At 72.0% G+C, this 25,151-nt stretch carries 29 protein-coding genes and 1 tRNA gene; 9 read left to right on the forward strand and 21 right to left on the reverse strand.

Annotated features, from left to right (window positions below):
• Positions 1–160: 160 nt before the first annotated feature.
• The 5 genes from IEX89_RS03170 to gatC form a co-directional block, all read right to left on the reverse strand.
• Complete coding sequence (locus IEX89_RS03170; protein WP_188909508.1) at positions 161–1,540, reverse strand: outer membrane beta-barrel protein; 1,380 nt, start codon at positions 1,538–1,540, stop codon at positions 161–163.
• A 93-nt stretch (positions 1,541–1,633) separates the two neighbouring features.
• A complete protein-coding gene (locus tag IEX89_RS03175) occupies positions 1,634–1,930 on the reverse strand; it encodes a hypothetical protein (protein ID WP_244645074.1) in 297 nt (98 codons plus the stop codon).
• A 68-nt stretch (positions 1,931–1,998) separates the two neighbouring features.
• Positions 1,999–2,430 (reverse strand): phosphatidylglycerophosphatase A family protein, encoded by a 432-nt coding sequence (locus tag IEX89_RS03180; RefSeq protein ID WP_188909510.1) that lies wholly within the window; start codon positions 2,428–2,430, stop codon positions 1,999–2,001.
• 49 nt (positions 2,431–2,479) lie between these two features.
• A complete protein-coding gene (gene gatA, locus IEX89_RS03185; protein ID WP_188909512.1) occupies positions 2,480–3,961 on the reverse strand; it encodes an Asp-tRNA(Asn)/Glu-tRNA(Gln) amidotransferase subunit GatA in 1,482 nt (493 codons plus the stop codon).
• A 50-nt stretch (positions 3,962–4,011) separates the two neighbouring features.
• Entirely contained in the window at positions 4,012–4,299 is a 288-nt protein-coding gene (gatC, locus tag IEX89_RS03190; RefSeq protein WP_188909514.1) for an Asp-tRNA(Asn)/Glu-tRNA(Gln) amidotransferase subunit GatC, read from the reverse strand.
• A gap of 71 nt (positions 4,300–4,370) precedes the next feature.
• Here gatC and IEX89_RS03195 point away from each other — a divergent pair, with 71 nt between their 5' ends.
• On the forward strand, positions 4,371–5,018 hold the full coding sequence (locus tag IEX89_RS03195) for a helix-turn-helix domain-containing protein (RefSeq protein ID WP_188909516.1): 648 nt from the start codon (positions 4,371–4,373) through the stop codon (positions 5,016–5,018).
• 54 nt (positions 5,019–5,072) lie between these two features.
• Here the strand turns inward: IEX89_RS03195 and IEX89_RS03200 are convergent, their stop codons facing one another.
• The 4 genes from IEX89_RS03200 to IEX89_RS03215 form a co-directional block, all read right to left on the reverse strand.
• Complete coding sequence (locus tag IEX89_RS03200) at positions 5,073–5,327, reverse strand: hypothetical protein (protein WP_188909519.1); 255 nt, start codon at positions 5,325–5,327, stop codon at positions 5,073–5,075.
• Between the two features lie 179 nt (positions 5,328–5,506).
• A complete protein-coding gene (locus IEX89_RS03205) occupies positions 5,507–5,896 on the reverse strand; it encodes a VOC family protein (protein WP_188909521.1) in 390 nt (129 codons plus the stop codon).
• A gap of 79 nt (positions 5,897–5,975) precedes the next feature.
• On the reverse strand, positions 5,976–6,422 hold the full coding sequence (locus IEX89_RS03210; RefSeq protein WP_188909523.1) for a hypothetical protein: 447 nt from the start codon (positions 6,420–6,422) through the stop codon (positions 5,976–5,978).
• Between the two features lie 98 nt (positions 6,423–6,520).
• The gene (locus IEX89_RS03215; protein WP_188909525.1) at positions 6,521–7,228 is read right to left on the reverse strand and encodes a metal-dependent hydrolase; all 708 of its coding nucleotides are present in this window, start codon (positions 7,226–7,228) and stop codon (positions 6,521–6,523) included.
• Positions 7,229–7,365: 137 nt separating this feature from the next.
• Between IEX89_RS03215 and ruvX the strand changes: the two genes are divergently transcribed.
• Positions 7,366–7,872 (forward strand): Holliday junction resolvase RuvX, encoded by a 507-nt coding sequence (gene ruvX / locus IEX89_RS03220; protein ID WP_188909527.1) that lies wholly within the window; start codon positions 7,366–7,368, stop codon positions 7,870–7,872.
• On the opposite strand, the gene IEX89_RS03225 is transcribed toward ruvX, so the two are convergent.
• Positions 7,869–8,414 (reverse strand): flavodoxin domain-containing protein, encoded by a 546-nt coding sequence (locus IEX89_RS03225; RefSeq protein ID WP_188909529.1) that lies wholly within the window; start codon positions 8,412–8,414, stop codon positions 7,869–7,871. The genes ruvX and IEX89_RS03225 overlap by 4 nt on opposite strands.
• Positions 8,415–8,562: 148 nt before the next feature.
• Here IEX89_RS03225 and IEX89_RS03230 point away from each other — a divergent pair, with 148 nt between their 5' ends.
• Together IEX89_RS03230 and IEX89_RS03235 are read left to right on the forward strand one after the other, a co-directional pair.
• Positions 8,563–9,444 (forward strand): MurR/RpiR family transcriptional regulator, encoded by an 882-nt coding sequence (locus tag IEX89_RS03230; RefSeq protein ID WP_188909531.1) that lies wholly within the window; start codon positions 8,563–8,565, stop codon positions 9,442–9,444.
• Positions 9,445–9,615: 171 nt separating this feature from the next.
• Positions 9,616–9,837, forward strand: a complete 222-nt coding sequence (locus tag IEX89_RS03235; RefSeq protein WP_188909533.1) for a hypothetical protein — start codon at positions 9,616–9,618, stop codon at positions 9,835–9,837.
• 9 nt (positions 9,838–9,846) lie between these two features.
• Here the strand turns inward: IEX89_RS03235 and IEX89_RS03240 are convergent, their stop codons facing one another.
• Both IEX89_RS03240 and IEX89_RS03245 read right to left on the reverse strand, forming a co-directional pair.
• Positions 9,847–11,142, reverse strand: a complete 1,296-nt coding sequence (locus IEX89_RS03240; protein WP_188909535.1) for an oligosaccharide flippase family protein — start codon at positions 11,140–11,142, stop codon at positions 9,847–9,849.
• A 35-nt stretch (positions 11,143–11,177) separates the two neighbouring features.
• Positions 11,178–12,068 carry an alpha/beta fold hydrolase gene (locus tag IEX89_RS03245; protein ID WP_188909537.1) on the reverse strand — a complete coding sequence of 297 codons (891 nt, stop codon included), beginning with the start codon at positions 12,066–12,068 and terminating at the stop codon, positions 11,178–11,180.
• 313 nt (positions 12,069–12,381) lie between these two features.
• Between IEX89_RS03245 and IEX89_RS03250 the strand changes: the two genes are divergently transcribed.
• The 5 genes from IEX89_RS03250 (at position 12,382) to IEX89_RS03270 (ending at position 17,011) form a co-directional block, all read left to right on the forward strand.
• The gene (locus tag IEX89_RS03250) at positions 12,382–13,026 is read left to right on the forward strand and encodes an exopolysaccharide biosynthesis protein (RefSeq protein WP_188909539.1); all 645 of its coding nucleotides are present in this window, start codon (positions 12,382–12,384) and stop codon (positions 13,024–13,026) included.
• A gap of 138 nt (positions 13,027–13,164) precedes the next feature.
• A tRNA-Asn gene (locus IEX89_RS03255) sits at positions 13,165–13,239 on the forward strand.
• A gap of 125 nt (positions 13,240–13,364) precedes the next feature.
• Positions 13,365–14,822, forward strand: a complete 1,458-nt coding sequence (locus tag IEX89_RS03260) for a cryptochrome/photolyase family protein (RefSeq protein ID WP_210317571.1) — start codon at positions 13,365–13,367, stop codon at positions 14,820–14,822.
• Between the two features lie 12 nt (positions 14,823–14,834).
• On the forward strand, positions 14,835–16,181 hold the full coding sequence (locus IEX89_RS03265; RefSeq protein WP_244645075.1) for an NAD(P)/FAD-dependent oxidoreductase: 1,347 nt from the start codon (positions 14,835–14,837) through the stop codon (positions 16,179–16,181).
• The gene (locus IEX89_RS03270; protein ID WP_188909542.1) at positions 16,178–17,011 is read left to right on the forward strand and encodes a DUF1365 domain-containing protein; all 834 of its coding nucleotides are present in this window, start codon (positions 16,178–16,180) and stop codon (positions 17,009–17,011) included. The genes IEX89_RS03265 and IEX89_RS03270 overlap by 4 nt, the downstream gene beginning before the upstream one ends.
• Here the strand turns inward: IEX89_RS03270 and IEX89_RS03275 are convergent.
• From IEX89_RS03275 to IEX89_RS03315, 9 genes are all read right to left on the reverse strand, one after another.
• Positions 16,930–18,291: a lyase family protein gene (locus tag IEX89_RS03275; RefSeq protein WP_188909545.1), complete on the reverse strand. Its 1,362-nt coding sequence runs from the start codon at positions 18,289–18,291 to the stop codon at positions 16,930–16,932. The genes IEX89_RS03270 and IEX89_RS03275 overlap by 82 nt on opposite strands.
• A complete protein-coding gene (gene pobA / locus IEX89_RS03280) occupies positions 18,288–19,481 on the reverse strand; it encodes a 4-hydroxybenzoate 3-monooxygenase (protein ID WP_188909547.1) in 1,194 nt (397 codons plus the stop codon). Before pobA ends, IEX89_RS03275 begins: the two co-directional genes overlap by 4 nt.
• 11 nt (positions 19,482–19,492) lie before the next feature.
• Entirely contained in the window at positions 19,493–20,062 is a 570-nt protein-coding gene (pcaG, locus tag IEX89_RS03285; RefSeq protein WP_188910053.1) for a protocatechuate 3,4-dioxygenase subunit alpha, read from the reverse strand.
• A complete protein-coding gene (gene pcaH, locus IEX89_RS03290) occupies positions 20,055–20,789 on the reverse strand; it encodes a protocatechuate 3,4-dioxygenase subunit beta (RefSeq protein WP_188909549.1) in 735 nt (244 codons plus the stop codon). Before pcaH ends, pcaG begins: the two co-directional genes overlap by 8 nt.
• Before the next feature lie 296 nt (positions 20,790–21,085).
• The gene (ndk, locus tag IEX89_RS03295; RefSeq protein WP_188909551.1) at positions 21,086–21,508 is read right to left on the reverse strand and encodes a nucleoside-diphosphate kinase; all 423 of its coding nucleotides are present in this window, start codon (positions 21,506–21,508) and stop codon (positions 21,086–21,088) included.
• A gap of 79 nt (positions 21,509–21,587) precedes the next feature.
• Positions 21,588–21,857 carry an SEL1-like repeat protein gene (locus IEX89_RS03300; protein ID WP_188909553.1) on the reverse strand — a complete coding sequence of 90 codons (270 nt, stop codon included), beginning with the start codon at positions 21,855–21,857 and terminating at the stop codon, positions 21,588–21,590.
• A 278-nt stretch (positions 21,858–22,135) separates the two neighbouring features.
• Positions 22,136–22,933 carry an ABC transporter permease gene (locus IEX89_RS03305; protein WP_188909555.1) on the reverse strand — a complete coding sequence of 266 codons (798 nt, stop codon included), beginning with the start codon at positions 22,931–22,933 and terminating at the stop codon, positions 22,136–22,138.
• Between the two features lie 13 nt (positions 22,934–22,946).
• Entirely contained in the window at positions 22,947–23,882 is a 936-nt protein-coding gene (locus IEX89_RS03310; RefSeq protein ID WP_188909558.1) for an ABC transporter permease subunit, read from the reverse strand.
• Positions 23,883–23,894: 12 nt separating this feature from the next.
• Positions 23,895–25,055, reverse strand: a complete 1,161-nt coding sequence (locus tag IEX89_RS03315; RefSeq protein WP_188909559.1) for an ABC transporter ATP-binding protein — start codon at positions 25,053–25,055, stop codon at positions 23,895–23,897.
• Positions 25,056–25,151 lie beyond the last annotated feature (96 nt).

Raw genomic sequence — 25,151 nt, forward strand, 5'->3', positions numbered from 1 at the left:
GGACGCCGCAGGATACGGGCGTGGAAGGCGAGCCCGGCATCGACGGTGGCGAAGGTGCCCTTCATCGGCGGGTCTCCTTCCGCCGCGGCCGCCAGGCGGCCGGCGGGCCGCCTGGAACAACGTGCCCGTCGATATCGGACGGTCGCACCCGCGAACACGCTCAGCGGGCGATACGCAGGCCCACCAGCGCCACGTCGGCGACGTAGTCCGCACCCGCACTCGTCGAGTCGAGGCGCTCGTGCGTGTAGCGCCCGGTGACGGCGAGGCTGCGGTTGAGCCGCCATTCCAGGCCCGCGCTCGCCGTGATCAGCTCCTCGGTGAGCCCCGCGCCGTCGTAATCCGTCTGGGCGAAGGTCAGCGCCGCGTCGAGGATCAGGTTGCGGCGGGCGGCATGCGCGATGGCGAGGCTCGCGCGCTGCGTGCGCGCCGTGCGGGCGTCGGCGACGTTGGTGTCGGCGAGCGCGCTCTCGCCGGCGAGCGTGACGGTGGTGAGCGGCGTCGGCGTCCAGACGAGGCGCGCCTGCGCCACCGCGCCGTCGACGGTGCCGCGGGCGTCGTCGTCGTAGTCGCGCGTCTGCCAGCCGGCGGAGACCTCGCCGACGACGAGGCGCGTGAGGCCGATCTGCGTCCCCACGCGCCCGGTGAGGCCAACAGAATCGCGCGCGGTGCCCAACTCGTCGTAGCGCCGCTCGTCGATCTCGGCCTCCACGAAGGGCACGAGGCGCGGCGAAAGCTCGTAGCCGAGCCGCAGGGCGGCGGCGGTCTGCGTGAGATCGTCGCCCGAGCGGTCGATCGTGGTGCCGTCCACGCGCGTCGCGTCGGCGTTGATCGTGCGCGCGATGCCGCCGCGCAGCCCCACCGCGAGCAGGCCGAGACGCGTGTCGAAGGCGGCGTTCGCGGCGAGTGTCGAGGTCTGCGGGCCGTCGCGCAGGTCTCCGGGCAGCTCGGGCGAGCCGACGCGCTCCGTCGCCGTCGCCGCGGTGCCCGTCAGCGTCAGCGCGCTCTCGCGGCCGATGTCGATGCGCAGAGCGAGGCTCGCGTCTCCCGAAACCCGCGGCTCGGGATCGCCGCCACGATAGGCGTCGATCTGGCCCCGCGCCGCGCCGGTGAGCGCGTGGCGCGACCAGCCGCTCTCGAGGCTCAGCGCGCCCTCCGTGCGCGAGAGCGCGCGCGCCTCGGCGCCGGTCTCCACGCGGTTCGGGTTGCTGTCCCAGCCGAGCGACTGCGTCAGCGAGGGGCGAAGTGTGAAGGCGCCGACGCGGATGCCGAGCGGCGCGTAGGGGTCGCTCGCATCGATCGCCGCGGTCGGCGTCGCCGCCGGGGCGGGCGGCGGCGGGGCGAGGCGCGTCACCGGCACCTGCACCTCGGCGCGCACGGGCGCGAACACGGCTTCGTCCCGTGCCGGGCGCAGGACGGGGGGCTCGTCCTCGACGAAGAGCACCTCCTGCGCACGCACGTCGGGCGTCCACCACGTCAGCGCGGCCGCAGCGCATGTCGCGGCGAGCGTGGAGGCGCGGAGACGGGCGGCGACGCGAGACACGGGATGGCGAGGCTCCGGAAGCGGGCAGCGGGCCCGCGGCTCATGGTTTCCGGAGTATGAACGCGCCTGGTTAAGGAGGCGTTGAGGCGCGCCTCACGCCCGCTGCGTCATGCGCCGGATGCCGAAGGCCGCGCTCGACCAGACGAGCGCGGCGATGGTGCGTACCGGCAGGAGCGAGGGATGCTCGCCGCCCACCGGCGCGATCCAGGGCAGGCCCACGGCCGTGATCGCCCACGCCGCCAGCACCGCCGCCATGAGCGCGGCGATGACGGCGACGACGAGCTTGCCCGCCTGGTCCGCCTTCCAGCCGAGATAGCCGGCGACGGCGATCAGGATCGGATCGAAGGCGGCCATGAGCCAGATTGCGGTGGCGACGGACGGGGTTTCCACGGGTGCGGCTCCGGGCGGGCTGAGTTCGGACGTGACGCGGTCCTAGCAGCCCACGCCGGCCGTGGCCATCATCCCAGCCGTCGCAGGACGAGACGGCCGAGCAGCGCGAGGACGACGGCGAGCCCCGCCGCGGCGATGTCGTCCAGCATCACCCCGAACGCGCCGGGGATGCTCTCGGCGAGGCTCACCGGCCAGGGCTTGAGGCGGTCGATCGCCACGTAGGCGACGAGCACCGCCGCCGCGATCGAGGGGCGCTTCGGGCGCAGCACGAACAGGACGAGGGCGGCGCCCGCGACCTCGTCGACCACGATGCGGCCGTCGTCGACGAGACCGGTCGCGGCGCTCCAGGCGGCGCTGGCCCACAGGCCCATCGCGAAGAGCGCCGCGCCGATCGCGGCGCGCGTCCACGGCGCGAGGCGCTGCGCCCACCAGAGGAAGGGCGCCGTCATGCCGACGGCGAGCGCCACGCGCGCCGTGCCGGCATGGCCGAGCCACAGCACGGTGGCGATCGCCTCGGCGATCGTCGCCTGGAGCGTTCCGCCCAGGGCCTCAGCTCCACCAGGGCTGCGGATAGGTGACGCGCCCGGCGGCCTCCTCGATGACGCGCCCGGTGGCGAACAGCGTCTCCTCGTCGAAGGCGCGGCCGATGAGCTGCAGGCCGAGGGGCAAGCCCTGCGCGTCGAAGCCGGCGGGCACCGAGATGCCCGGCAGGCCGGCCATGTTCACCGTCACTGTGAAGATATCGTTGAGGTACATCTCCACGGGGTCGCCCGAGCCCTTCTCGCCGATGCCGAAGGCGGCGGACGGCGTCGCGGGGGTGAGGATCGCGTCGACGCCGGCGGAATAGGCCTCCTCGAAGTCGCGCTTGATGAGCGTGCGGATCTTCTGGGCGCGCAGGTAATAGGCGTCGTAATAGCCCGCCGAGAGCACGTAGGTGCCGATCATCACGCGGCGCTTGACCTCGCGGCCGAAGCCCTCGGCGCGGGTCTTCTCGTACATGTCGACGATGTCCCGGCCGGGCACGCGCAGGCCGTAGCGCACGCCGTCGTAGCGCGCGAGGTTGGAGGAGGCCTCGGCCGGCGCGACGATGTAGTAGGCCGGCAGCGCATATTTCGTGTGCGGGAGCGAGATCTCGACCATCTCGGCGCCGGCGGCCTTCAGCCAGTCCTGGCCCTGCTGCCAGAGGCTCTCGATCTCGGCCGGCATGCCGTCGACGCGGTATTCCTTGGGGATGCCGATCTTGAGCCCCTTCACCCCGCGCGAGACCGCGGCGCGGTAGTCCGGCACGGGGATGTCGGCGCAGGTCGTGTCCTTGGCGTCGGGGCCCGACATGGCCTGGAGCATCATCGCCGCGTCCTCGACGGTCTTGGCGATGGGGCCGGCCTGATCGAGCGAGGAGGCGAAGGCGACGATGCCCCAGCGCGAGCAGCGCCCATAGGTCGGCTTGATGCCCACCGTGCCGGTGAAGGCCGCGGGCTGGCGGATCGAGCCGCCGGTATCCGTCGCCGTCGCGGCGAGCGCGATGCGCGCGGAGACCGCCGCCGCCGAGCCGCCGGACGAGCCGCCGGGGACGAGCTTCGCGTCCGAGCCGTCGCGGCGCCAGGGCGAGACCACCGGCCCGAAGGCGCTCGTCTCGTTGGAGGAGCCCATGGCGAACTCGTCGCAATTGATCTTGCCGAGCATCACGGCGCCCGCCCGCCAGAGATTGGCGGTGACGGTCGATTCGTAGCGCGGCGCGAACTCGCCGAGGATCTTCGAGCAGGCGGTGGAGCGCACGCCCTCGGTGCAGAACAGGTCCTTCACGCCGATGGGCAGGCCCTCGAGCGGCCCGCCCTCGCCCTTTGCGAGGCGCGCGTCGGAGGCGTCCGCCATGGCGAGCGCCTTCTCGGGCGTCTCGAGCACGTAGGCATTGAGCGCGCGCGCCTCGCCCATGGCGTCGAGATGGGCCTGCGTCAGCTCGCGGGCGGTAAACGACTTCGTCTCCAGCCCGGCGCGGGCCTCGGCGAGGGTGAGGTCGGTGAGATCGGTCACGGGCGTGCTCTCGGATGCGGCGGCGACGACGGAGGCGGCGGCTGAACGGTTTACTCGACGACCTTGGGAACCATGAAGAAATCGTCCTCGGTCGCGGGCGCGTTGGCGACGATGTCCGCCGCCTTGTCGCCGTCGGTGACGCCGTCCTCGCGGGTCTTGATGCGCATGGGCGTCACCGACGTCATCGGCTCGACGCCCTCCACGTTCACCTCGGAGAGCTGCTCGACGAAGGCGAGGATCGCGTTCAGCTCGCCTTGGAGATGCGGAACGTCGTCCTCGGTCACGGCGATGCGGGCCAGGCGCGCGATGCGCCTCACGGTGTCGGTGTCGACGGACATGTCGTGTGTTCCAAGCCGGCTGGAGGTCGGGTCGAGCGGGCTATATCATCGCGGCGACGAAAGGGGCAACCATGGCCGCAGGCGAGCCCGTGATCATCGGGGAATGGGAGGCGGCGCCGCAGGCGGACGGCGTCGCGACGATCCTGCCCGACGGCTGCATCGATCTCGTCCTCGTCGCGCGGCCGGGCGCGCCGCTCGCGGCCCACGCCTCCGCCCTCATGGCGGGCCCGACGCCGGTCGCGATCCGGGCCGGCGAGCGCCTCCACGGCCTGCGGCTCGCGCCCGGCTGGCGCATCGACACCGCCGCGCTCGCCGCGATCCTGGCCCGCGCCGACGACGATCCCGCCGCCATCCGCGCGCGGCTGCCGGACTGGGCGATCGCGCCCGGACGCCTCGAGGACGCCCTCGCCTGCCTCCGCGAGGCGCGCGACGTCTCCGCCGCGGCCGCGTGCGCCGGCGTACGCCTTCGGACGCTGCAGCGCCTCGTCCTCGCGGAGACCGGCCGCACGCCGGATTTCTGGCGCCGTCTCGCCCGCGCCCGCCGTGCCGGACGCGCGCTCGCCGAAGGGCAGACGCCGACGAACGCGGCCTACGGCAACGACTTCGCCGACCAGCCTCACCTGACGCGCGAGCTCGTCCGCTTCTTCGGCACCACCCCCGCCCGCCTCGCCCGCGACGAACGGCTGGCCGAGCAGGTGCGCGCGACGGGTTATGGGTGAGCGGTGGGGCGGTGGCCGGCCAAGATCACGGAGCGCTCCTGTGAGGTGGTCGACTCAAGCCACCTCGTGAGCGTTAGCAAACTGCTCTTCCGAAATCCAGACGCGCATACGCCCCGATACTGATTCCCGCGGAAGCTCTATGAGAACGAGGCCCTCGCGCCGGGTGACGAGCGGACCGACGTCGAGCGTCTCGCCGTGGATGAGGCTCGTGTCGACGATGACCTCCTCGGTGCCGTCTCGCGTGACGATTCGAACGACGGCTTCGGACGGTCCAGGCCCTTTCATAAGTTGCTCGCACTTCAACAGCATCGCCCTCGCTCCTCGCTGCGGTCTTTCGATTCGGTGGAACGCTCGCATCACGACCTTCACCCCGACGATGATCGCGCCGACGTGGCCGAGACTTGTAAGACGAACGAATCTCGGGTTGCGACTCTAGTTCCGGCGTCGTCCGCGCGAAAGCCCGTTGCGCTGCCTCGCACACAGGTCACTCAGGGCTGAGCCGGCACCGGCGAGCAGATCTCCACCAGGTACCCGTCCGGGTCCTTCACGTAGGAGGTCACCTGCCCCCATTCCTCGCGGCGGGGCGGCTGGCTCGCTGTGGCGCCGGCCTCGACGGCGCGGGCGTAGGCCGCGTCGACGTCGGTCGTCTCGAAGGCGATCTCGAAGGTGGGGCGTGCCGGGTCCGGCGCGGCCGGGTCCTTGCCGAGCGAGCGCATGAGGCTGCGCGAGGAGAAGGAGAGCGTCGTCTCGCCGGTGGCGAGCTCGCCGTAATCGCCGGACGGGTGGAGCATGCCGCGGGTAAGCCCGAAGGCGCGCTCGTAGAAGGCGAGCGTCTCGGCGACGTTCTCGACGTAGAGGATGGTGTACTTGAGCTTCATGAGGGTCGCTCCCTGTGCTGCGGATGCCCGACCCTGCCTCGCCGGGCGCCCGCCGTCTTGAAGGATCGCGACAGGCGGCTCAGCGATCGAGCGCGGCGATGGCGTGGCCCTTCTCGGGGAGCGGGACCGGCGCCTCGATCACGTCCCGCTCCGGCGGCGGCAGGACCTGATCGCCCAGCACGTGCACGGAGAGGACGATGAGGATCGCGGTGAGGATCACGATGCGCACGCGCTCGTCCGCCGCCGCCTCGCGCAGGCGCTGCGCCCAGACGGGCGGCTCGTCGTCGGGCGCGAATTCGTAGCCGCCCGTCACGGCGGGAACGACGGGCGCGAGCCGAATCGGCGGGCGCGGACGCGGGCCGACGAGATCGCGCGCCGAGATCACCGCGGCTCCGGCGCGCCGACGCGCGACGAGGCTGTCCGGTGAGAGATCGAGCACCGGCCGCACGACGTCCGTCGCCGGCACCGCGCGGCGCGGCTCGACGGGTTCGTTCTCGCGGGTGATGCCGATCGGATCGTCCGGCACGGGTGCCTCGTCGCGTGGTTAAGGATCTCTTAACGCGCGACCCTGCCAGAGTCGTTCGCGGCCCGGAAGCGCGGGCCGGGAACATGGTTAACGGGCGTTCACTCTCCGATCCGGACGGGCATGCCCTTGTGGGGCACGATCACCTGTATGTCGCTGCCCTGCATCTGCGCGACGAAGGCGTCCGCGGTCTGGTCGATGATGGGGAAGGATCCGTAATGGCACGGGATCGCCGCCTTGGCCTTGGGGAAATAGCGCTTCATGGCGAGCGCCGCGCTCTTCGCGCCCATCGTGAAGCGGTCGCCCACGGGCACCATCACGACGTCGGGCTCGTGGAGCTCGGCGATGAGCGCCATGTCGGAGAAGATGTCGGTGTCGCCCATATGGTAGACGACGGGCTCGCCCGGCGCCTTGACGATCAAGCCGGCGGCGCTGCCGAGCGGGAAGGTCACGCCCTGCTCGACCAGGCCGGCGGAATGGTCGGCGCGCACCATGCTGACCTCGAAGCCGCCGACGTCCACCGTGCCGCCGATGTTCATCGGGCTGAAATTCGCCAGCCCTTGCGTGGCGAGATACATGCACAGATCGTAGTTGGTGACGACCGTCGCGCCGCTCTCCTCGGCGATGGCGAGGGTGTCGCCGACATGATCGCCGTGCGCATGGGTGACGAGCACGTGCGTCACGCCCGCGGACGCCTGCGCGACGTCGCCCTCGAAGCCGGGATTGCCGGTCAGGAACGGGTCGATGAGGACGACGGCGTCCTCGAACTCGAGCCGGAAGGCGGAATGTCCGAACCAGATGATCTTCATGAGTCGCGCTCCCTCGTCGTTTGTCCTAGAACGCGCGGGCCCGGCGGATGCTCCGCCCCGCGAGCCCGGACGACCAGGATGATTCGCGACCGCGACGATAGCGCCCGTCCCGGCCCGCCGCCATGCGGGGGCCGCCGATGAGCGCGGAGCTCGAGACGCTGTCCGCGACGCTCCCCGCCCGCGGGCGCCTGATGGGCGTCGATCTGGGCACCAAGACGATCGGCCTCGCGCTGTCGGACCCCGCCCGCCGCATCGCGAGCCCGCTCGAGACCATCCGGCGCGTCAAGTTCGGGCCCGACGCCGCGCGGATGGTCGAGATCGTCCGGCGCGAGGAGGTCGTGGCCATCGTCATGGGCCTGCCGCTCAACATGGACGGCTCGTCCGGCCCGCGCGTGCAGGCGACGCGCGCCTTCATGCGCAACCTCGCCCCCCTCGTCCCCTGCCCCATCGTGCCCTGGGACGAGCGGCTCTCCACCGTCGCCGTCACGCGCATGCTGATCGAGGCGGACGCCTCGCGCGCCCGGCGCGGCGAGGTCGTCGACAAGGTCGCCGCAGCCTACATCCTGCAGGGCGCCCTCGATCGCCTGGAGGCGATCGCGGCCCGCATGGAGGGCGACGACGGGTACGAGACCGACGACGCTTAGGCGCCGGGCGCAGCCGCCGCGAGGGTCTCCTCGACGAAGGCGTCCAACGCGTCCCAGTCGGTATATTCGCGGTCGGCGCCCGCCTGCACGTGCTCGCCCCGGCGATAGGCGACGTAGCGCATGGCCCAGCTCTTCAGGAAATCGTAGCGCGTGAAGCGGAAAGCGCCGGCGGCGTGGTGCAGGCGTGGCGCCCGCCACCCGGTCTCGTGCCGGAAGCCCTCGACGCAGCGCGCGAGCCCGGCCCAGTCCTCCGGATCGTCGCCCGCGGCCGAGAGCGAGACCGAGACGAAGGCGCTGGCGCTCGCGTTCAAGGCCGCCGCGTGCCGGCGCGCATAGTCGACGAGCGGCGCCTGGTAGCGCCCGACATGGACCGAGCCGGCGAGGATCGCGAGGTCGAAGGCCGCCGGGTCGTCTCCCGGTCCGGCCGCACTGGCGTCGAGCAGCGTCGCCTCGTGCCCGAGATCGCCCACGCGAGCCGCGATCCGCTCCGCGATCTTGCGCGTCTGCCCCTCCGTCGTGCCGTAGACGACGAGAACTCGCATGGCCTCACCTCCCGCCCCTGTCGATCCGCATCCTCCGTTTCGCGGAGAATTAGGAGCGGAGTCCTCCACCTTCCCATCCGGGAGAGCACGAAGGCCGCGCGCTGTTTCAGGCGTTGAACCGCGTGTTTCAACGCGCTAGGCGTGGAGCATGCGCACCTCGCCCGTCACCGACCTGATCCGCGCGCGCTACGACGCGCTGCCCCCGCAGCTGAAGGCGGCCGCACGGTTCGTCCTGGAGAACCCGCGGGAGGTGGCGCTCCTCTCCACGCGGGAGCAGGCGGCGCGCGCGGGCGTGTCGCCGGCGGCGCTGACGCGGCTCGCGCAGCGGCTCGATCTCGACGGCTACGACGCGCTGCGCCGCATTCATGCCGAGGCGCTGCGAGAGCCGACCTCCGACGGCTTCGCCGGCCGCGCGGAGGCGCTCGTCGCGGATCGCGAGAGCGCGGACGATGCGCGCTTCGTCGCGGGCTTCGTCGGGGCCATGGGCGAGGACCTGGCCTCGCTCGCGGAGCCGGGCTCGGCGGAGGCGCTGGCGCAAGCGGCGGACGCGATCGTGCGGGCGCGCAGCCTGCGCTGCTACGGCCTGCGCTCGAGCTTCGCCGTCGCCTATGCCGCGTCCTACGTGATGGGCATCGTCGGCGTGCGCACCGAGCTCGTCGATTCGCCCGGCGGCACCGGGCTCGATCGGCTGCGCGACCTCTCGCGGGAAGACGCGCTCCTCGCCGTCTCGGTTCGCCCCTACGCGCGCCCGGTGCGCCAGGCGCTGGCCTTTGCGCGGGAGCGCGGCGCGACGACGATCGCCGTGACCGACGATCCCGTCTCGCCCGTGGCGCGCCTCGCGGACATCGTCGTGCGCGTGCGAATCGAGACGCCCTCCTTCTTCCACGCGATGACGCCCGCCTTCTCGGCGGTGGAGTGCCTCGCGGCGCTGGTGGCGCGCCGGATGGGGGCCGCCGCCCCCGAGGCCGCCGGCCGCGCGGACGCGCATCTCGCGGCCTTCGGCGTGTACGAGCCGCCCGAGCGCGGCTGACGCGTCCCACGTGCCGAAGGGTCGCGGCGCTCCGACGGATCGCGGTAACGACCCGTTAACCGCTCCGGCCCTTTTTCGAGGGAGCGGGCGCGAATGCCACGCCGTTCAAGCGCGGTTCAGCCGCCGCGGGCGAGCGTCCCGGCATTGTTCCGCGTTGTGAAGGGTCCGTACATGGCCACCGCCCAGACCACGATCTCCGTCGCCGCCGAGGCCCCGCGCCGGGGTCGGGCCGGCGCGCTCACGCGCGCGCTCGGCCTGGCGCTCGCGCCGATGCTGCTGTTCCTGTCGATTCCCGTGGGTCTCGCCGGCGGCTTCGTGCTGGCCTGGTGCCTTCTCGTAGCGAGCCTCGTCCTCGTGACCCTCGACGCCGCCCTCTTCGGCCGCGCGCGCTGAGAGCGCCGCTCACGCGAGCGCGCGGCGCAGCACGAAGGCGAGCGCCAGCGCCTCGAACACCATGCCCGCCGAGAGCGCGATCGCGGCGCCCACGGGCCCGTGCAGGGGCGCGAGCCAGAAGGCGAGGAGCGTCGCGACGAACGCCGTCGCGACGTAGACGAGGGCGCATTCGCGCTCCTTGCCGATCATGTTCAGCACCCTCTCCGCGGGCCCCACGGCTGCGAGGATCACGGCGCCCGCGGCGACGATCGCCATGGCGGGCCAGGCGGCGACGAAGGCCTCGCCGAAGAGCCCCAGCACGAACGGCCCCAGCGCCACCAGCGCCGCGGCGAAGGCGACGGAGGGCACGAAGGTCGCGAGGCAGGCCCGCACCACCATGCGCCGCAAGGCCGCGCGGTCACCCGCGACGTGGAGCGCGCTCACCCGGTGCGCCACCGCGTTCGACACGGCGTAGGCGACGAACTGGACGAGCGCGAGGCTCTTCACCGCGGCGAAGTAGATGCCGACCTCCTCGGCCGGGCGCGTCAGGGACAGCGCGATCACGTCGACGCTCGTCGCGACGAGCGCGCCGATGTCCCCCACGACGATGGGCGAGACGACGAGGCCCCAGGAGCGCAGGTGATAGCGCCGCTCGCCCGCGGGCACGACGGCACGGATGCGCGGGGCGACGATCGCCGTCTGAACGAGGAGCGCGACGAGCGCCGCCACGAGCATTGCGAGGATCACGACGCTCGCGTCGAGGCCCACCCCGAGCCCCGCCGCGCCGAGCACCAAGCCCAGCGCGAGGACGGGGCGCAGCAGAAAATTGGGGCCGAGCGCCACGACGGGCCAGTCGAACGCCTTGGCGATGCCCTCCTGCGCGAGAAGCACGGCGACGAAGGGCAGCATGACGAAGGCTAGCGAGAGCACCGGGTCCGCGTTCCAGGTCATCGCCGAGCCGATCGCACCGATCACGCAGCCTAGCAGCAAGGGCGCGAGGCGGGCCGCGCGCATGAAGCCGCGCAACGAGGCGAGATCGCCCTCCACCCGGTAATGCGCGACGAAGCGCTGCGCCGCGGTGTCGAGGCCGAGCACCGCGATCGCGACGACGACGCCGAGCACGGTGATCGCGGCCGCCACCTCGCCGTAGGCCTCCTCGCCGACGAGGCGGGCGAGGACGATCTGCGTGAGGAAGGCGAGCGCTGCGGCGCTCACGCGGATGGCGAAGGCCCACAGCGCGAAGCCGCCGCCCGCGGCCGCGATCCTCCGGCCCGCGCCGATCGCGTTCGCAGAGAACCGTCCGAGGATGCCGACCGCGCCCGTCATGGGCGCGGTCGTAGAGGATCCGCGTTCAGATCCGGTTACCGGGCGGTGCCGACGCGCCGCGCCCACGCCTGGAGGACGGCGTCGAAGGCCTCCGGTTCCTCCAGCATCGGCGTGTGGCCGCTGCCCTCCAGCACGCGCACCTCGAGATCGCGCGCGTGGCCGCGATACGGCTCCCAGGTCTCCGGCGGCGCCACCGCGTAGTCGTGCGCGCCCAGCACGAGGAGGATCGGCGCCGGGATCGCCCGAAGATGCGCCGCGGTGTCGATCGCCGCGAAGGCCTCGCCCCAGAGCGCGTCGACGACGCGCATGTCGGTGCGCACGCCCTCCCAGAGCGGCGCGGCGTCGAAGCCGGGATCGGCCCACATCCGCGCCCGCAGCGCGAGGCACAGGGCGACGAAGCGCCTGTCCGGATCGCGGGCGATGGCGTCCGCGAGGCCCGCCATGTCGGCCTCGAAGCGCGCCTTGCGGGCCGGCGCCACCAGCTCCGCCCAGCGCCGCTCCGCCATCGCCATGTGCGCGGGCGCGTGCGACGGCCCCGCGGCGACGAGGACGACGCCGGAGATTCGCTCCGGGTGCCGCGCCGCGTAGGCCAGCGCCATGTAGGCGTGGCCGGAATGGCCGAGAATCATCGCCCGCTCGACGCCGATCTCGGCGCGCATGGCCTCGATGTCGGCGACGATCCTGTCGAGATCGACGGGCTCCTCCGCCGCGCCCTCCGAGAGGGGCGCGAAGCCGCGATGGTCGAGGAAGACGAGGCGGTGGCGCCGCCGCAGAGCGGGCGAGAGGACGCGCGGATAGTAGAGCGCGCTTCCGGGAACGAGAATCGGCGGCCCCTCGCCCTCGATGGTCCAGGCGAGGCGACGGGCGCCGACGGCGAGAACGCCGCTGCGCCCGTCCGGCGCGCGGGTGTCGTTGGTCATGCTCATGATGGAACGTGCTCCTGCACGGGAAGACGGACCCGATCGCGGTCGCGACCGAGCCTGCGCGCGGGTGCCGTCCTCGGGAGGGCACCCGGTATCGTCCTCTCCCGTCGCTAGAACACGCGCGGCATGGCGGCCTCCGGAGCAGGCGTCGCCGGACGCCTCGCTGCATGTCGTCTGTACAACGGGCGCGGGGCGGCTGCGAGTCTCGCTCCTGCAACACCCGCGCGCGGCGCGGCCGCACGCGATGGACAGGCCGGGCGCGCGGCGCTAGGAGCGGAAGACCCGTCCCTCGCTCCGATCTCGCCAGGCCGCCGCCATGTCCCACGCCGAATCCGCGCATCCGGGGCAGACGCCCCCGCACGAGCCCCAACACGAGCCCGCCTCCGCCATCCTCGCCCGGGTGGGCGAGACGGCGCCGGGCGAGCGCATCCCGCTCGGCGACCTCGTCGACGCGCTGGGAGAGCGCACCTTCGGGCTCGTGATGCTGGTCCTCGCCCTGCCCTGCGCGATCCCCTTCCTCTACGGGGTGCCGCAGATCGTCTCCGTGCCGATGGTGTTCGTCGCGGCGCAGCTCGTCATCGGCAGGCGGGCTTTGTGGCTGCCGCAGGGCCTCCGCGCGCGAGCGTTCGCCAAGGCGGACTACATGGCCATGATCGACCGTGCACGGCCATGGCTCGTGCGTTTCGAGCATCTCTCGCGCCCTCGGCTCGGCTTCCTGGCGAGCGGCGCCGCGGAGCGCGTCGTCGGGCTCGCCATGCTCGTCGCGTCGCTGTCCATCGCCGTGCCCCTGCCGCTGACGAACACGGTGCCGGGCATCGGCGTCGCCATCATCGCGGTGGGCCTCATCGAGCGCGACGGCCTTCTCGTGCTCGGCGGCGCGCTCGTTGCGCTCGTGTGGATCGGCTTCCTCGTCTTCGCCGGCGCGACGGTGATCGACGTCGTCCTCGGCCTCTTCGCCTGACGGAAGGCCGGCTCGGGGATCGTCCGCGGGCGAATGCACGATCTTTCGCCGTCTCGCGAATATGGGGGCTTGCATCGCCGGGGCGAGGCCGATATATCGCCTCTCACCGACGGGCGGACGCCGCCCGAGCCATGGTATTCCGGCGTGGCGCAGCGGTAGCGCAGCGGACTGTTAATCCGTTGGTCGTAGGTTCGAATCCTACCGCCGGAGCCATCCTCCTCGAAAATCGAACAATATTCCAAGCGCCTGCGTCTCGTCGCCGCGCGTGAGACCCGGTTCATTCCCGCACCGAAGCTTCGTATGTAGGGACGGTGAGTGTCCGACTACGGAGGATCGACGTGCCGGGACCCGCGCTCGTCTGGTTTCGCGAGGATCTGCGCGTCGGCGACAATCCGGCGCTGACGCACGCCGTCGAGACCGGCGCGCCGGTCCTGTGCCTCTATCTCTTCGACGAGGAGAGCCCCGAGGTGCGCCCGCTCGGCGGCGCCTCGCGCTGGTTCCTGCACGGCTCGCTGACCGTTCTCGCCGAGCGCCTCGCGGCGATCGGGGGCGAGCTCCTCGTCATGCGCGGCGCAGCCCGCACGGTGATTCCCCGCGTGGTCGAAGCGTCGGGCGCATCGCACGTCCTCTGGAATCGCCGATACGGCGCCGAGCGCGAGATCGACGCCGAGATCAAGGCGCGGCTCAAGGAGGCCGGCGTCGAGGCCCGCAGCTGCAAGGCGCGGCTCCTCTACGAGCCCGGCGAGGTGACCACGAAGACCGGCGGGCTCTACAAGGTCTTCACGCCCTATCGCAACGCCACCCTCGCCTACGATCCGCCCCCGCCGCCCCTCCCGGCGCCGGAGCGGATCGAGAAGGGCTCGTGGCCGGCCGCGATCCGTGCCGAGGCCATCGCCATCGCCGATCTCGATCTCGAGCCGACGAAGCCGGACTGGGCCGCAGGCCTGCGCGAGACCTGGACCCGCGGCGAGGCGGGGGCGCAGGCCCGTCTCGCGTCCTTCCTCGACGGGCCGCTCTCCGGCTATGCCGGCTCGCGCAACCGCCCGGACCTCGAGACGACCTCGATGCTCTCGGCCCATCTGCGCTTCGGCGACGTCTCGCCGCGGCAGATCGTCCACGCCGCGCTGCACGCGCGCGACGCCGGGCGCATCCCGGCGGAAGACTACGACATGCTGCGCTCGGAGCTCGGCTGGCGGGACTTCTCCCACCAGCTGCTCTTCGCCCAACCCGACATCGCGCGCACCAACATGATGCGCAGCTACGACGCGTTCCCCTGGCGACAGGACGAGGCCGCGCTCGCCGCCTGGCAGCGCGGGCGCACGGGCTATCCCTTCGTCGATGCCGGCATGCGCCAGCTCTGGACGACGGGCTTCATGCACAACCGCGTGCGGATGGTCGTCGGCTCGTTCCTGGTCAAGCACCTGCTGCTCGACTGGCGGCTCGGCGAGGACTGGTTCTGGGACACGCTCTGCGACGCCGATCCCGCGAACAACGCCGCCTCCTGGCAATGGGTCGCGGGCTCGGGCGCGGACGCCTCGCCCTATTACCGCGTGTTCAACCCCGTGACGCAGGGCGAGAAGTTCGACCCTGCGGGCGATTACGTCCGGCGCTGGGTGCCGGAGCTGGCGGGTCTGCCGAATACGTATGTCCACCGACCCTGGGACGCGTCGCGGAACGTGCTAGAGAGGGCGAACGTCACGCTCGGACGGAGCTATCCGCTCCCGATCGTGGATCACGACGAGGGTCGGCGCCGCGCGCTCGATGCCCTCGCCCAGATGAAGAAGAATGCGGCGTAGGCGGGAAGACGGGTGAGTTCGAAGGTGGGCGCGCGGACGGGATCGTCCGGCAGGAACATCGCTGTCATCGGGTCGGGGATCGCCGGCAACGGCGCCGCCTGGGCGCTCGCTGCGGCCTCCGACCATGCGGTGACGGTCTACGAGGCCGAGACCCGGGCCGGCGGCCACGCCGCGACGGTGGACATCGATTATGACGGCGTGCCGATCGCGGTCGATACCGGCTTCATCGTCTACAACGAGCCGAACTACCCGAACCTCACGCGGCTCTTCGCGCATCTCGGCGTCGCGACGCAGCCCTCCGACATGAGCTTCTCGGTGTCGCGCTGGGACGACGAGCGCGGCGTCGAGCTCGCCTGGACCTCGCGGGCGGCGGACCTGCTGGGCGGGCGCCTGCCGATCGCTGCGAACGTGCCCTCCCCCGTCCATCTGCGGGTGCTGCGCGACATCGTGCGCTTCAACCGCCGCGGCGCGGCCGATCTCGAGGCCGGGCGCCTGGGCGGGCTCACGCTCGGCGAGTATCTCGCCCGCGAGCGCTATTCGCAGCGCTTTCGCGAGGATTACGTCGTCGCCATGGGCTCGGCCATCTGGTCGATGCCGCCCGGCGACATTCTCGCCTTCCCGGCGGCGACCTTCCTCGCCTTCTTCGCCAATCACCGCCTCCTGCGCCTCGATCGCCCCACCTGGCGCACCGTGACCGGCGGCAGCCGCGCCTATGTGCGCGCGCTCACCGCGCCCTTCGCCGAGCGCCTGCGGCTCGGCACGCCCGTGACGCGTATCGCCCGCGAGGACGAGGGCGTGCGGGTCGTGACGGCCGACGGTGCGTCCACGCTCTACGACGAGGTCGTCCTCGCTTGCCATTGCGACCAGGCGGCGGCGCTCCTCGCCGACGCGACGCCGGCGGAGCGCGCCATGCTGGGCGCGATCCGCTATCGCGACAACGCCGTGTGGCTCCACCGCGACGAGAGCCTGATGCCGCGCGCCCGCAGCGCCTGGGCCGCGTGGAACGTCGTCAAGCGGCCGGGCGACGAGGTCTGCGTCACCTATTGGATGAACGCGCTCCAGGGGCTCGACCCGGCGCGCCCGCTCTTCGTCTCGCTCAACCCGCCGCGCCCGCCGCGCGAGGGCACGGTCTTCGCGCGCACGGACTACGCGCATCCCCAGTTCGACCAGTCGGCCGTTGCCGCGCAGGCCGCGCTCGCGGGGCTCCAGGGCAAGGACCGCGTCTGGTTCTGCGGCGCCTGGACGAAATACGGCTTCCACGAGGACGGCCTGCATTCCGGCCTCGCCGTCGCGGAGGCCTTGGGCGCCGTCGCGCCCTGGCGCGTGGCGCCGCGCGACTTCGGGACGGCCGCGGCATGAGCGCCGCCGGCGATCGGGGCGAGGATCGCCGCCCGCCGCCGGCCTGCCTCTACGTCGGCTCCGTGATGCACGCGCGCCTGCGCCCGAAGCCGCACCGCTTCCGCTACCGCGTCTTCACGCTCCTGGTCGATCTCGATCGGCTGGAGGAGACCGACCGGCTCTCGCCGCTCTTCTCCGTGGGGCGGATGAACCTCGTCTCGTTTCGCGCGCGGGATCACGGCGGTCGCGGCGCGCAGCCCCTCGCCGACTGGGCGCGTGACACCTTCGCCGCGCACGGGATCGCGGTGGCGCGCGTGCGCCTCCTCGCCTACCCGCGGATATTCGGCTTCGCCTTCAACCCGATCGCGCTGTTCTACGGCTATGGCGCCGAGGGCGCCCTCGCCGGAGTGATCGCGGAGGTCCGCAACACGTTCGGCGAGCGCCACCATTACGTCCTTCCCGCCGGGCCCGAACGGGCTCGGGCGCAGAAGGCGCTGCACGTCTCGCCTTTTCTGTCGATGGAGCACGTCTACCGCTTCGCGCTGCCGGCGCCGGATGCGCGCGCCAACGTCTCGATCGTGGAGCGCGACGCATCGGGCCCGGTGCTCACCGCGCTCCTCTCGGGCGAGCGGCGGGCGCTGACGACGGGCGGGCTCCTCGCCGCCCTCGCGCGCACGCCGCTGATGACGCTCAAGGTCGTCGCCGCGATCCACTGGGAAGCGCTGCGGCTCCTCGCCAAGGGCGTGCCGGTCCACCGGCACCCGCGGTCTCAGCCGACGGGGAGGGCGGCCCGCGCCGCGCTCGCGGCGGCCGAAGCGCGCGGCACGAAGGACGCGGCCGCATCGAGATAGGGCGCGAGGTCGAAGGCGCCCGTGAGCGCCGCGCGCGCTTGCCCATCGCACCGCTCGCCGAGCGCGTCCTCCAGCGACGCGGCCCCCGCCCGTACCGCATCCGCCGCCTCGGCCACGAGCCGATGCGCCGCCTCGGCACCGAGGTGCGGCACGAGCGCCGCCGCGGCGGCGTCGGCGAAGAGGAGGCCGCGCGTCGCATCGAGGTTGCGCGCCATCGCCGCCTCGTCGACGACGAGCCCCTCGGCGAGGAGCCGCGCCTGCGCGAGCGCCCCCGAGGCGAGGCCGAGAAGGGCCGGCAGCGCATGCCATTCCGCGTGCCAGGCGCCGGCGGGACGCTCGTGGGCGGCGACCATGCTCTCGATGAGCGTCGACGCATGGCCGCGGGACGCGCTCGCCGCGGCGAGGATCACGGTGCAGGCGACGGGGTTTCGCTTGTGCGGCATGGCGGAGGAGCCGCCCCGCCCCGGCAGGTGCGGCTCGCCGACCTCGCCGACCTCCGTCGAGGCGAGATGGGCGACGTCGCCTGCCAGCTTGGCGAGCGCGCCCACGAGCCGAGCGAGCCAGCCGCCGAGGCGCGCGATGCCGTCTCGCCGCGTGTGGGCGGCGATGGGCGCGGCGGCGAGGCCGATCTCGGCGGCGAAGGCGTCCGCCACTTCCGGCGCGCGCGCTCCGAATGCGGGGAGCGTCCCCGCCGGCCCCGCGAGCGAGGCGACGCATGCGCCCGCGCGCACGTCCGGGAGCTCGCGCGCCACCTCGGCGATGCCCACCGCCCAGACCGCCGCCTTGAAGCCGAAGGAGACGGGCGTCGCGTGCTGGCCGTAGGTGCGTCCCGCGCAGGGCGTGCGCGCGTGCCGCTCGGCCAGCGCGACGAGGCCCGCGAGGATGGCGTCGCAATCCGCCGCGACGAGCGCCAGCGCCCGCGAGAGCGCCAGCGCCTGCGCGGTGTCGAGGAGATCCTGCGTCGTCGCGCCCTCGTGCACCCGCGCCGCGACGTCGGCCGGGAGATGCGCGCGAAGCGCCTTCAGGAAGGGGATCGACGGGACGCCGGAGAGCGCCGTCGCCTCGCCCAGCGCCGCGAGATCGAAGGCGTCCGGCGAGATTGCGGCGATTGCATCTGCGACGTGGCCCGGCACGAGGCCGAGGCGCGCCTGCGCGCGCGCGAGCGCGGTTTCCACCGCGATCATGTCGGCGATCCGCGCCCGATCGGCGAAGAGTGCGCGCATCGCGTCGGTCGCGAAGAGCGGACCCGTCAGCGCCGAGTCGAGCGCGCCGAACGTCATTGCGGCCCCCGGTCCAGCGGGAGCCCGACATAGTTCTCCGCGAGCGTCGTCATCGCCGCGCGGGAGGTGGTGACGTAGTCGAGCTCCGCCAGCTGCCGGCGGCGGTCGAAGGCGCTGGCGTCGTCGAACGTGTGGAGCATCTGCGTCATCCACCACGAGAAGCGCTGCACCGCCCAGATCCGCCTCAGGCAGGTGTCCGAATAGGCCTCGAGCGCGCGCTCGCGGCCGCTCGCATAATAGATCTCCAGCGCCCGCGCGAGAACCTGCACGTCGCCCACCGCGAGGTTCATGCCCTTGGCGCCGGTGGGCGGGACGATGTGGGCGGCGTCGCCCGCCAGGAACAGGCGGCCGTGGCGCATGGGCTCGGCGACGAAGCTGCGCATGGCGGTGACGCCCTTCTGGACGATCTCGCCCTCCTCGAGCCGCCAGCCCTCGCCGCCGGCGAGGCGCACCTGCAGCTCCTCCCAGATGCGCTCGTCCGGCCAGAGCGCCACGTCCTCGTCGGGCGGGCATTGCAGGTAGAGCCGGCTGATCTCGGGCGAGCGCATGGAGAGGAGCGCGAAGCCGCGATCGTGGCGGGCGTAGATCAGCTCCTCGGAGGCCGGCGGCGTCCGCGCCAGGATGCCGAGCCAGCCGAACGGATAGACCCGCTCGTAGACGCGCAGCACGTCGGCGGGGATCGCCGCGCGCGAGATGCCGTGGAAGCCGTCGCAGCCGGCGACGAAGTCGCAGGCGATCGTGCGCGCCCGGCCCTCGTGCGTGTAGTGGATCTTCGGTTCGCTGCCCTCGATCCCCTCGATGCGGGTGTCCGCGACCTCGAAGACGATCTCGCCGCCGGCCGCGAGCCGGGCGGCGACGAGGTCCTTCACCACCTCGTGCTGGCCGTAGACCATCACCGACTTGCCGACGAGGTCCTGGAAGTCGATGCGGCGCGCCTCGCCGGCGAATTTCAGGATCGTGCCGTGATGGAGCAGCCCCTCCGCGTCCATGCGCGTGCCGACGCCCGTTTCGCGCAGGACGTCGACGGTGCCCTGCTCCAGCACGCCCGCGCGGATGCGGCCCTCGATATGGGCGCGGCTGCGGGCCTCGATCACGATGGAGGAGATCCCCGCCAGATGCAGGAGATGCGACAGGAGAAGACCCGCGGGCCCCGCGCCGACGATGCCGACCTTGACGTGACGCTCGGCCATCGCGGGCCTCCTCAGATCTCGAAGAACACGGTCTCGCCCTCGCCTTGCAGGCGGATGTCGAAGGCGTAGGCGTCGGGCGCCGTGCGTCGCGCGAGGAGCGTGGCGCGCCGCTCGGCGGGAACGCGGGCGAGGACGGGATCCGTCTCGTTGGCGGGCTCGTCCTCGAAATAGAGGCGCGTCGCGAGCCGGTTAAGGAGGCCGCGCGCGAAGACCGAGACGGCGATGTGCGGGGCGTGCGCCGAGCCGTCGGCGCCGGGGACGGGACCGGGCTTCACGGTGGTGAAGGCAAAGCGCCCGTGCGCATCCGTCTCTGCCCGGCCGAAGCCACGGAAGGCGGCGTTGGCCGCGTGGTCCGGGTAACGCCCCTCACCGTCCGCTTGCCAGATCTCGATCATGGCGTCCGGCACCGCCTCGCCCGCGCCGTCGATCACGCGCCCCTCGATGCGGATGCGCGTGCCCGCGGCGTCCGCGGTCGCGACCTCCGACGAGGCGATCCCGCGCGTGCCGTAGGCCTCGGGCGTCAGGCAATAGGCGAAGAAGGGGCCGACCGTCTGAGACGGCGTGATCCCGCGCTCAGTCATCATGCGGGTCCTCCATCGGCGTCGCCGCACGCCCGCGCAGCACGATGTCGAAACGGTAGCCGAGCGCCCATTCCGGCTTCGTCGTCTCTATCTCGAAGTCCGAGACGAGCCGCACGCGGGCGGCCGCGTCGGGGATCGCCTGGTAGATCGGGTCGAGCGCGAGCAGCGGGTCGCCGGGGAAGTACATCTGCGTCACGAGCCGCGTGAGGAAGCTCGGGCCGAAGAGCGAAAAATGGATGTGCGCCGGGCGCCAGGCGTTGTGGTGATTGCGCCAGGGATAGGCCCCGGGCTTGATCGTGGTGAACGTGTAAGCCCCGCTCGCGTCGGTGACGACGCGCCCGGCGCCCGTGAAGTTCGGGTCGAGCGGCGCGTCGTGGCGATCGTTCGCGTGGACGTAGCGCCCCGCGGAATTCGCCTGCCAGATCTCGATCAGCGTGTGGGGCACGGGCCGCCCGTCCTCGTCGAGGACGCGGCCGGTGACGACGATGCGCTCGCCGAGCGGCGCGCCGTCGTGGCGGGTGGTCAGATCGTTCTCGCCCGGAGCGACGCTCTCGTGGCCGTAGACGGGGCCGGTCAGCTCCGTGAGCGTGTGGGGAAGGATCACCAGCGGCTTGCGGGGCGCGCGCAGGCGCGTCGAGGCATAGGCGGGCGCGTCGTTCGGCGGGTGCGCGGCGAGGCTCTCCCGCGGATAGGCACGACGCTCGACGCCGGCCGGCGGCTGCGACATGGCACGTCCCTCCTCGCGCCCCGCACGACGGAGAGGGCCCGCGGCGAGGTCATTCGTATGCGAACGATCTTCGCGCGGGACGAGCCGGTTGTCAAAGACGAGAGGAAGTTGCCGAGAGCCGCCGACGATCTCCCCTCTCCCTCGTGGAGAGGGGTCGGGGGTGTGGGGCGTCGGAGGCTCTCGAACGAGTGGTCAGGGGCGCCTCGGGACGGCATCGACGTCGGCGATGATCCTGCACGCCCCACACCCCCAGCCCCTCTCCACGGGGGAGAGGGGAGCAGGTCGCAGCTCTAGAGTCAGCCGACGATCTCGTTGCCGGCGAAGAATTGGGCGATCTCGACGGCGGCCGTCTCGGGCGCGTCGGAGCCGTGGACGGTGTTCTCGCCGACCGAGAGGGCGAACTTCTTGCGGATGGTGCCCTCGGCGGCGTTGGCCGGGTTCGTGGCGCCCATGACCTCGCGGTACTTGGCGATGGCGTTCTCGCCCTCGAGCACCTGCACGACGACGGGGCCCGACGTCATGAACTCGACGAGCTCGCCGAAGAAGGGGCGCTCGGAGTGCACGGCGTAGAACGTCTCCGCCTGCGCGCGGGTCATCTGGATGCGCTTTTGCGCGACGATGCGCAGCCCGGCTTCCTCGATGACGGCGTTCACGGCGCCGGTGAGGTTGCGCTTGGTCGCGTCGGGCTTGATGATGGAGAAGGTGCGCTCGGTGGCCATGTGATGTCCGCTCTCTCGAAGGATGCGTGGGAGATGGCGGGCTTATAGCCGCGCGCCCCCGCACCCTCAAGCGGCGTCGTCACGCAGCGTGGAGAAACATCCGCGCGGCGCGCTGGGCGGCGGCGATCTCGTCGGCGCTCATCTCCTGCGCGAGCTCGGCCCGGCGTGCCACGGCGGCCTTGCAGCCCTTGGCGACGGCGATGTTGAGCCACTTGTGCGCGGCCACGAGATCGAGCGGCACGGAGCGGCCGACCGCATGCATGAGGCCGAGCTCCAGATAAGCCTCGCCGGTATCGAGATCCGGGACGAGGGCGGCGATGTCGGCGGCACCGAGATCGAGACGAGCCATGGTCTTGCTCCCTGTCGAACTTGCGTTGTTGAAGGGAAGCTTGCCGGCACCGAGTGAAATCTCGTCTAAAATTCGAGGTGAATCCGCGCGTAACTTGGATGACCGGATGTAAAGGTGAATGCCGGGTGAAGCGGGGATCTAGCGCGCATCCTCCCCGGAGGGGAGGAGTCCGCCCGAAGCGCGGGCGGTGGGGGCGTTGCGAGAGTTCTGCACACCGGCCCGCCCCGCCCCACCCTCCGACCCTCGGGTCGTCGTCCACCCCTGCGGGGAGGACGACGCTACCCGGCCTGGCGCATCATCACGGAGCGCTTCGTCACCAGCGCGGCGACGATGACGCCCGTCGTCACGAGGAGGATGAGGATCGTGGAGGCGGCGTTGATCTCGGGCGTCACGCCCAGCCGCACGGAGGAGTAGATGCGCATGGGCAGCGTCGTCGCGCCGGGGCCCGACGCGAAGCTCGCGATGACGAGATCGTCGAGCGAGAGCGTGAAGGCGAGGAGGAAGCCCGCCAGCACCGCGGGCGCGATGACGGGCAGCGTCACCGAGACGAAGGTTCGCCAGGGCGTCGCGCCGAGATCCATCGCCGCCTCCTCCAGAGAGCGGTCGAAGGCGACGAGGCGGGCCTGCACCACGACTGTGACGAAGCACATCGTGAAGGTGACGTGGGCGAGCGTCACGGTCCAGAAGCCGCGGTCGAGGTCGATCGAGACGAAGAGCAGCAGGAGCGAGAGCCCCGTGATCACCTCCGGCATCACCATCGGCGCGTAGACCATGCCGGTGAACAGCGCCCGCCCGCGGAAGCGGCCGTAGCGGGTGAGCGAGATCGCCGCCATCGTGCCGAGCACGGTGGCGAGGATCGCGGTGACGAAGGCGACGCGCACCGTCACCCAGGCGGCGTCGAGCAGCGGCTCGTTCTCGAGCAGCGCGAAATACCATTGCGTCGAGAACCCGCCCCACACCGACACCAGCCGCGAGGCGTTGAAGGAGTAGAGGATCAGGATCAGGATCGGGATGTAGAGGAAGGCGAAGCCCAGCGTCAGCGAGACCACGTTGAAGGGGGACAGGCGGCCTCTCATTGCGTCCCTCCTCTCATCGGCTCTCCTCCATCCGCCTGGCTTCCGCCTCGCGGAACAGCACGATCGGCACGACGAGCACCACCAGCATCACGATCGCCACCGCCGAGGCGAGGGGCCAGTCGCGGTTCGAGAAGAACTCGCTCCACAGGATACGCCCGATCATCAGCGTGTCCGAGCCGCCGAGCAGGTCGGGAATGACGAACTCGCCCACCGCCGGGATGAAGCACAGGAGCGAGCCCGCGACGATGCCCGGCCAGGAGAGCGGCACCGTGATCGTCCAGAACGCCTTCAGCGGCGTCGAGCCGAGATCCTGCGCCGCCTCGATCAGCGTGTCGTCCATGCGCTCGAGCGTGGCGTAGAGCGGCAGCACCATGAAGGGCAGGTAGGTGTAGACGATGCCGATATGGACCGCGATCTCGGTGTTGAGGATCGTCAGCGGCGCGTCGATCACGCCGATGGACACGAGGAAGCCGTTGAGCAGGCCCTCCGGGCGCAGGATGCCGATCCAGGCGTAGACGCGGATGAGGAAGCTCGTCCAGAACGGCAGGATCACCGCCGCCACCAGGATGCCGCGCAGCCCGTCGGGCGCCTTCGCCATGGCGTAGGCGATGGGATAGCCGACGAGGAGCAGCATCAAGGTCGAGGACGCGGCGATGCGCAGCGAGGAGCCCAGCGCCGCCACGTAGAGGTCGTCCGAGGCGATGAAGGCGAAATTGTCGAACGAGAGCTCGCCCAGGAAGGCGACGAAGCCCGCCCAGCCGCCGGCGAGGTCGAGCGTCGGGCCGTAGGGCGGCTGCGCCAGCTCCGGGTAGGAGAGCGCGATCTTGAGAACGATCAGCACCGGCAGCGCGAAGAAGGCGCCGAGCCACAGGTAGGGCGCGCCGATCACGAGCTTGCGGCCGAGCCCGCGGCGGCGCGGCTCGTCGCGGCGGAGCGTGTGGCGTGCCATCCCCTCCCCTCCTCAGCTCGAGAGGATCACGGCGGCGTCCGGCAGGAAGCCGATGAAGACGCGCTCTTCCAGATCGATCGGCCGCTCGACGAAGCGCGTCGTGTTCGCCCGCGTGACGCGCAGGATGCGCCCGTCGTCGAGGCGGATGCGGTAGACCGTCCAGTCCCCGAGATAGCCGATGTCCCAGACCTCGCCCTCGAAGGCGTTCTCCCCCTCCGGCCGCTCGCGCGAGACGGTCATCTTCTCCGGGCGCACGGCGACGGCGACCGCCTGGCCGGGGTCGAGGCTCTCGTCGGGATCGTCCACGGCCAGCGGGCCGGCCGCGCCCGGCGCCGCGATGCGCCAGAGCCCCGAGGGCTCGCGGCCGGTCACCGTGCCGTCGACGATGTTCACGTCGCCCACGAAATCCGCGACGAAGCGGTTTCTCGGCTGCTCGTAGATCTCGCCGGGCGTCGCCACCTGCACGAGCCGCCCGGCATCCATCACGGCGATGCGGTCGGCCATGGTCATGGCCTCCTCCTGGTCGTGCGTGACCATGATGAAGGTGGTGCCGAGCTCGATCTGGATGTCCATCAGCTCGAACTGCGTCTCCTCGCGCAGCTTCTTGTCCAGCGCGCCGAGCGGCTCGTCGAGGAGGAGCACCTTGGGCTTCTTGGCGAGCGCCCGGGCGAGCGCCACGCGCTGACGCTGGCCGCCCGACAGCTGATGCGGCTTGCGTGCCGCGAAGCGCTCCATCTGCACCAGCTTGAGCATCTCCGCCACGCGCGCGGCGATGACGTCCTTGGGCAGGCCCTCCTGCTTGAGCCCGAAGGCGACGTTCTTCTCCACGCTCATGTGCGGGAAGAGCGCGTAGGACTGGAACATCATGTTGACCGGCCGCTCGTAGGGCGGCACGCCGGCGAGATCCTCGCCGCCGAGCAGGATGCGCCCGCCGCTCGGTTCCTCGAAGCCCGCGAGCATGCGCATGAGCGTGGACTTGCCGCAGCCGGACGGGCCGAGCAGACAGAAGAACTCGTTCTCGTAGACGTCGAGCGTCACGGAATCGACCGCGACGGCGTCGGAGAAGCGCTTCGTCACGCCCTCGAAGCGGATGAGCGGGCGCGCGCTCGGATCGTTCCAGGGCGCGAAGGACTGGCGCACCGCGCCGATGGCGCGGGAGGACTTGTCGACCACGGGCAATTCATCGGCCCCCCGGCGAGGTGGTTCGGCTCGGCGCCCCCTTAGGGCAATGAAAGCGCCACCGCAAGCGGCGCACGCGCTCCGCGCCCC

Origin of the sequence: Salinarimonas ramus (genome assembly GCF_014645695.1) — a bacterium.
Taxonomy (GTDB): Bacteria; Pseudomonadota; Alphaproteobacteria; order Rhizobiales; family Beijerinckiaceae; genus Salinarimonas; species Salinarimonas ramus.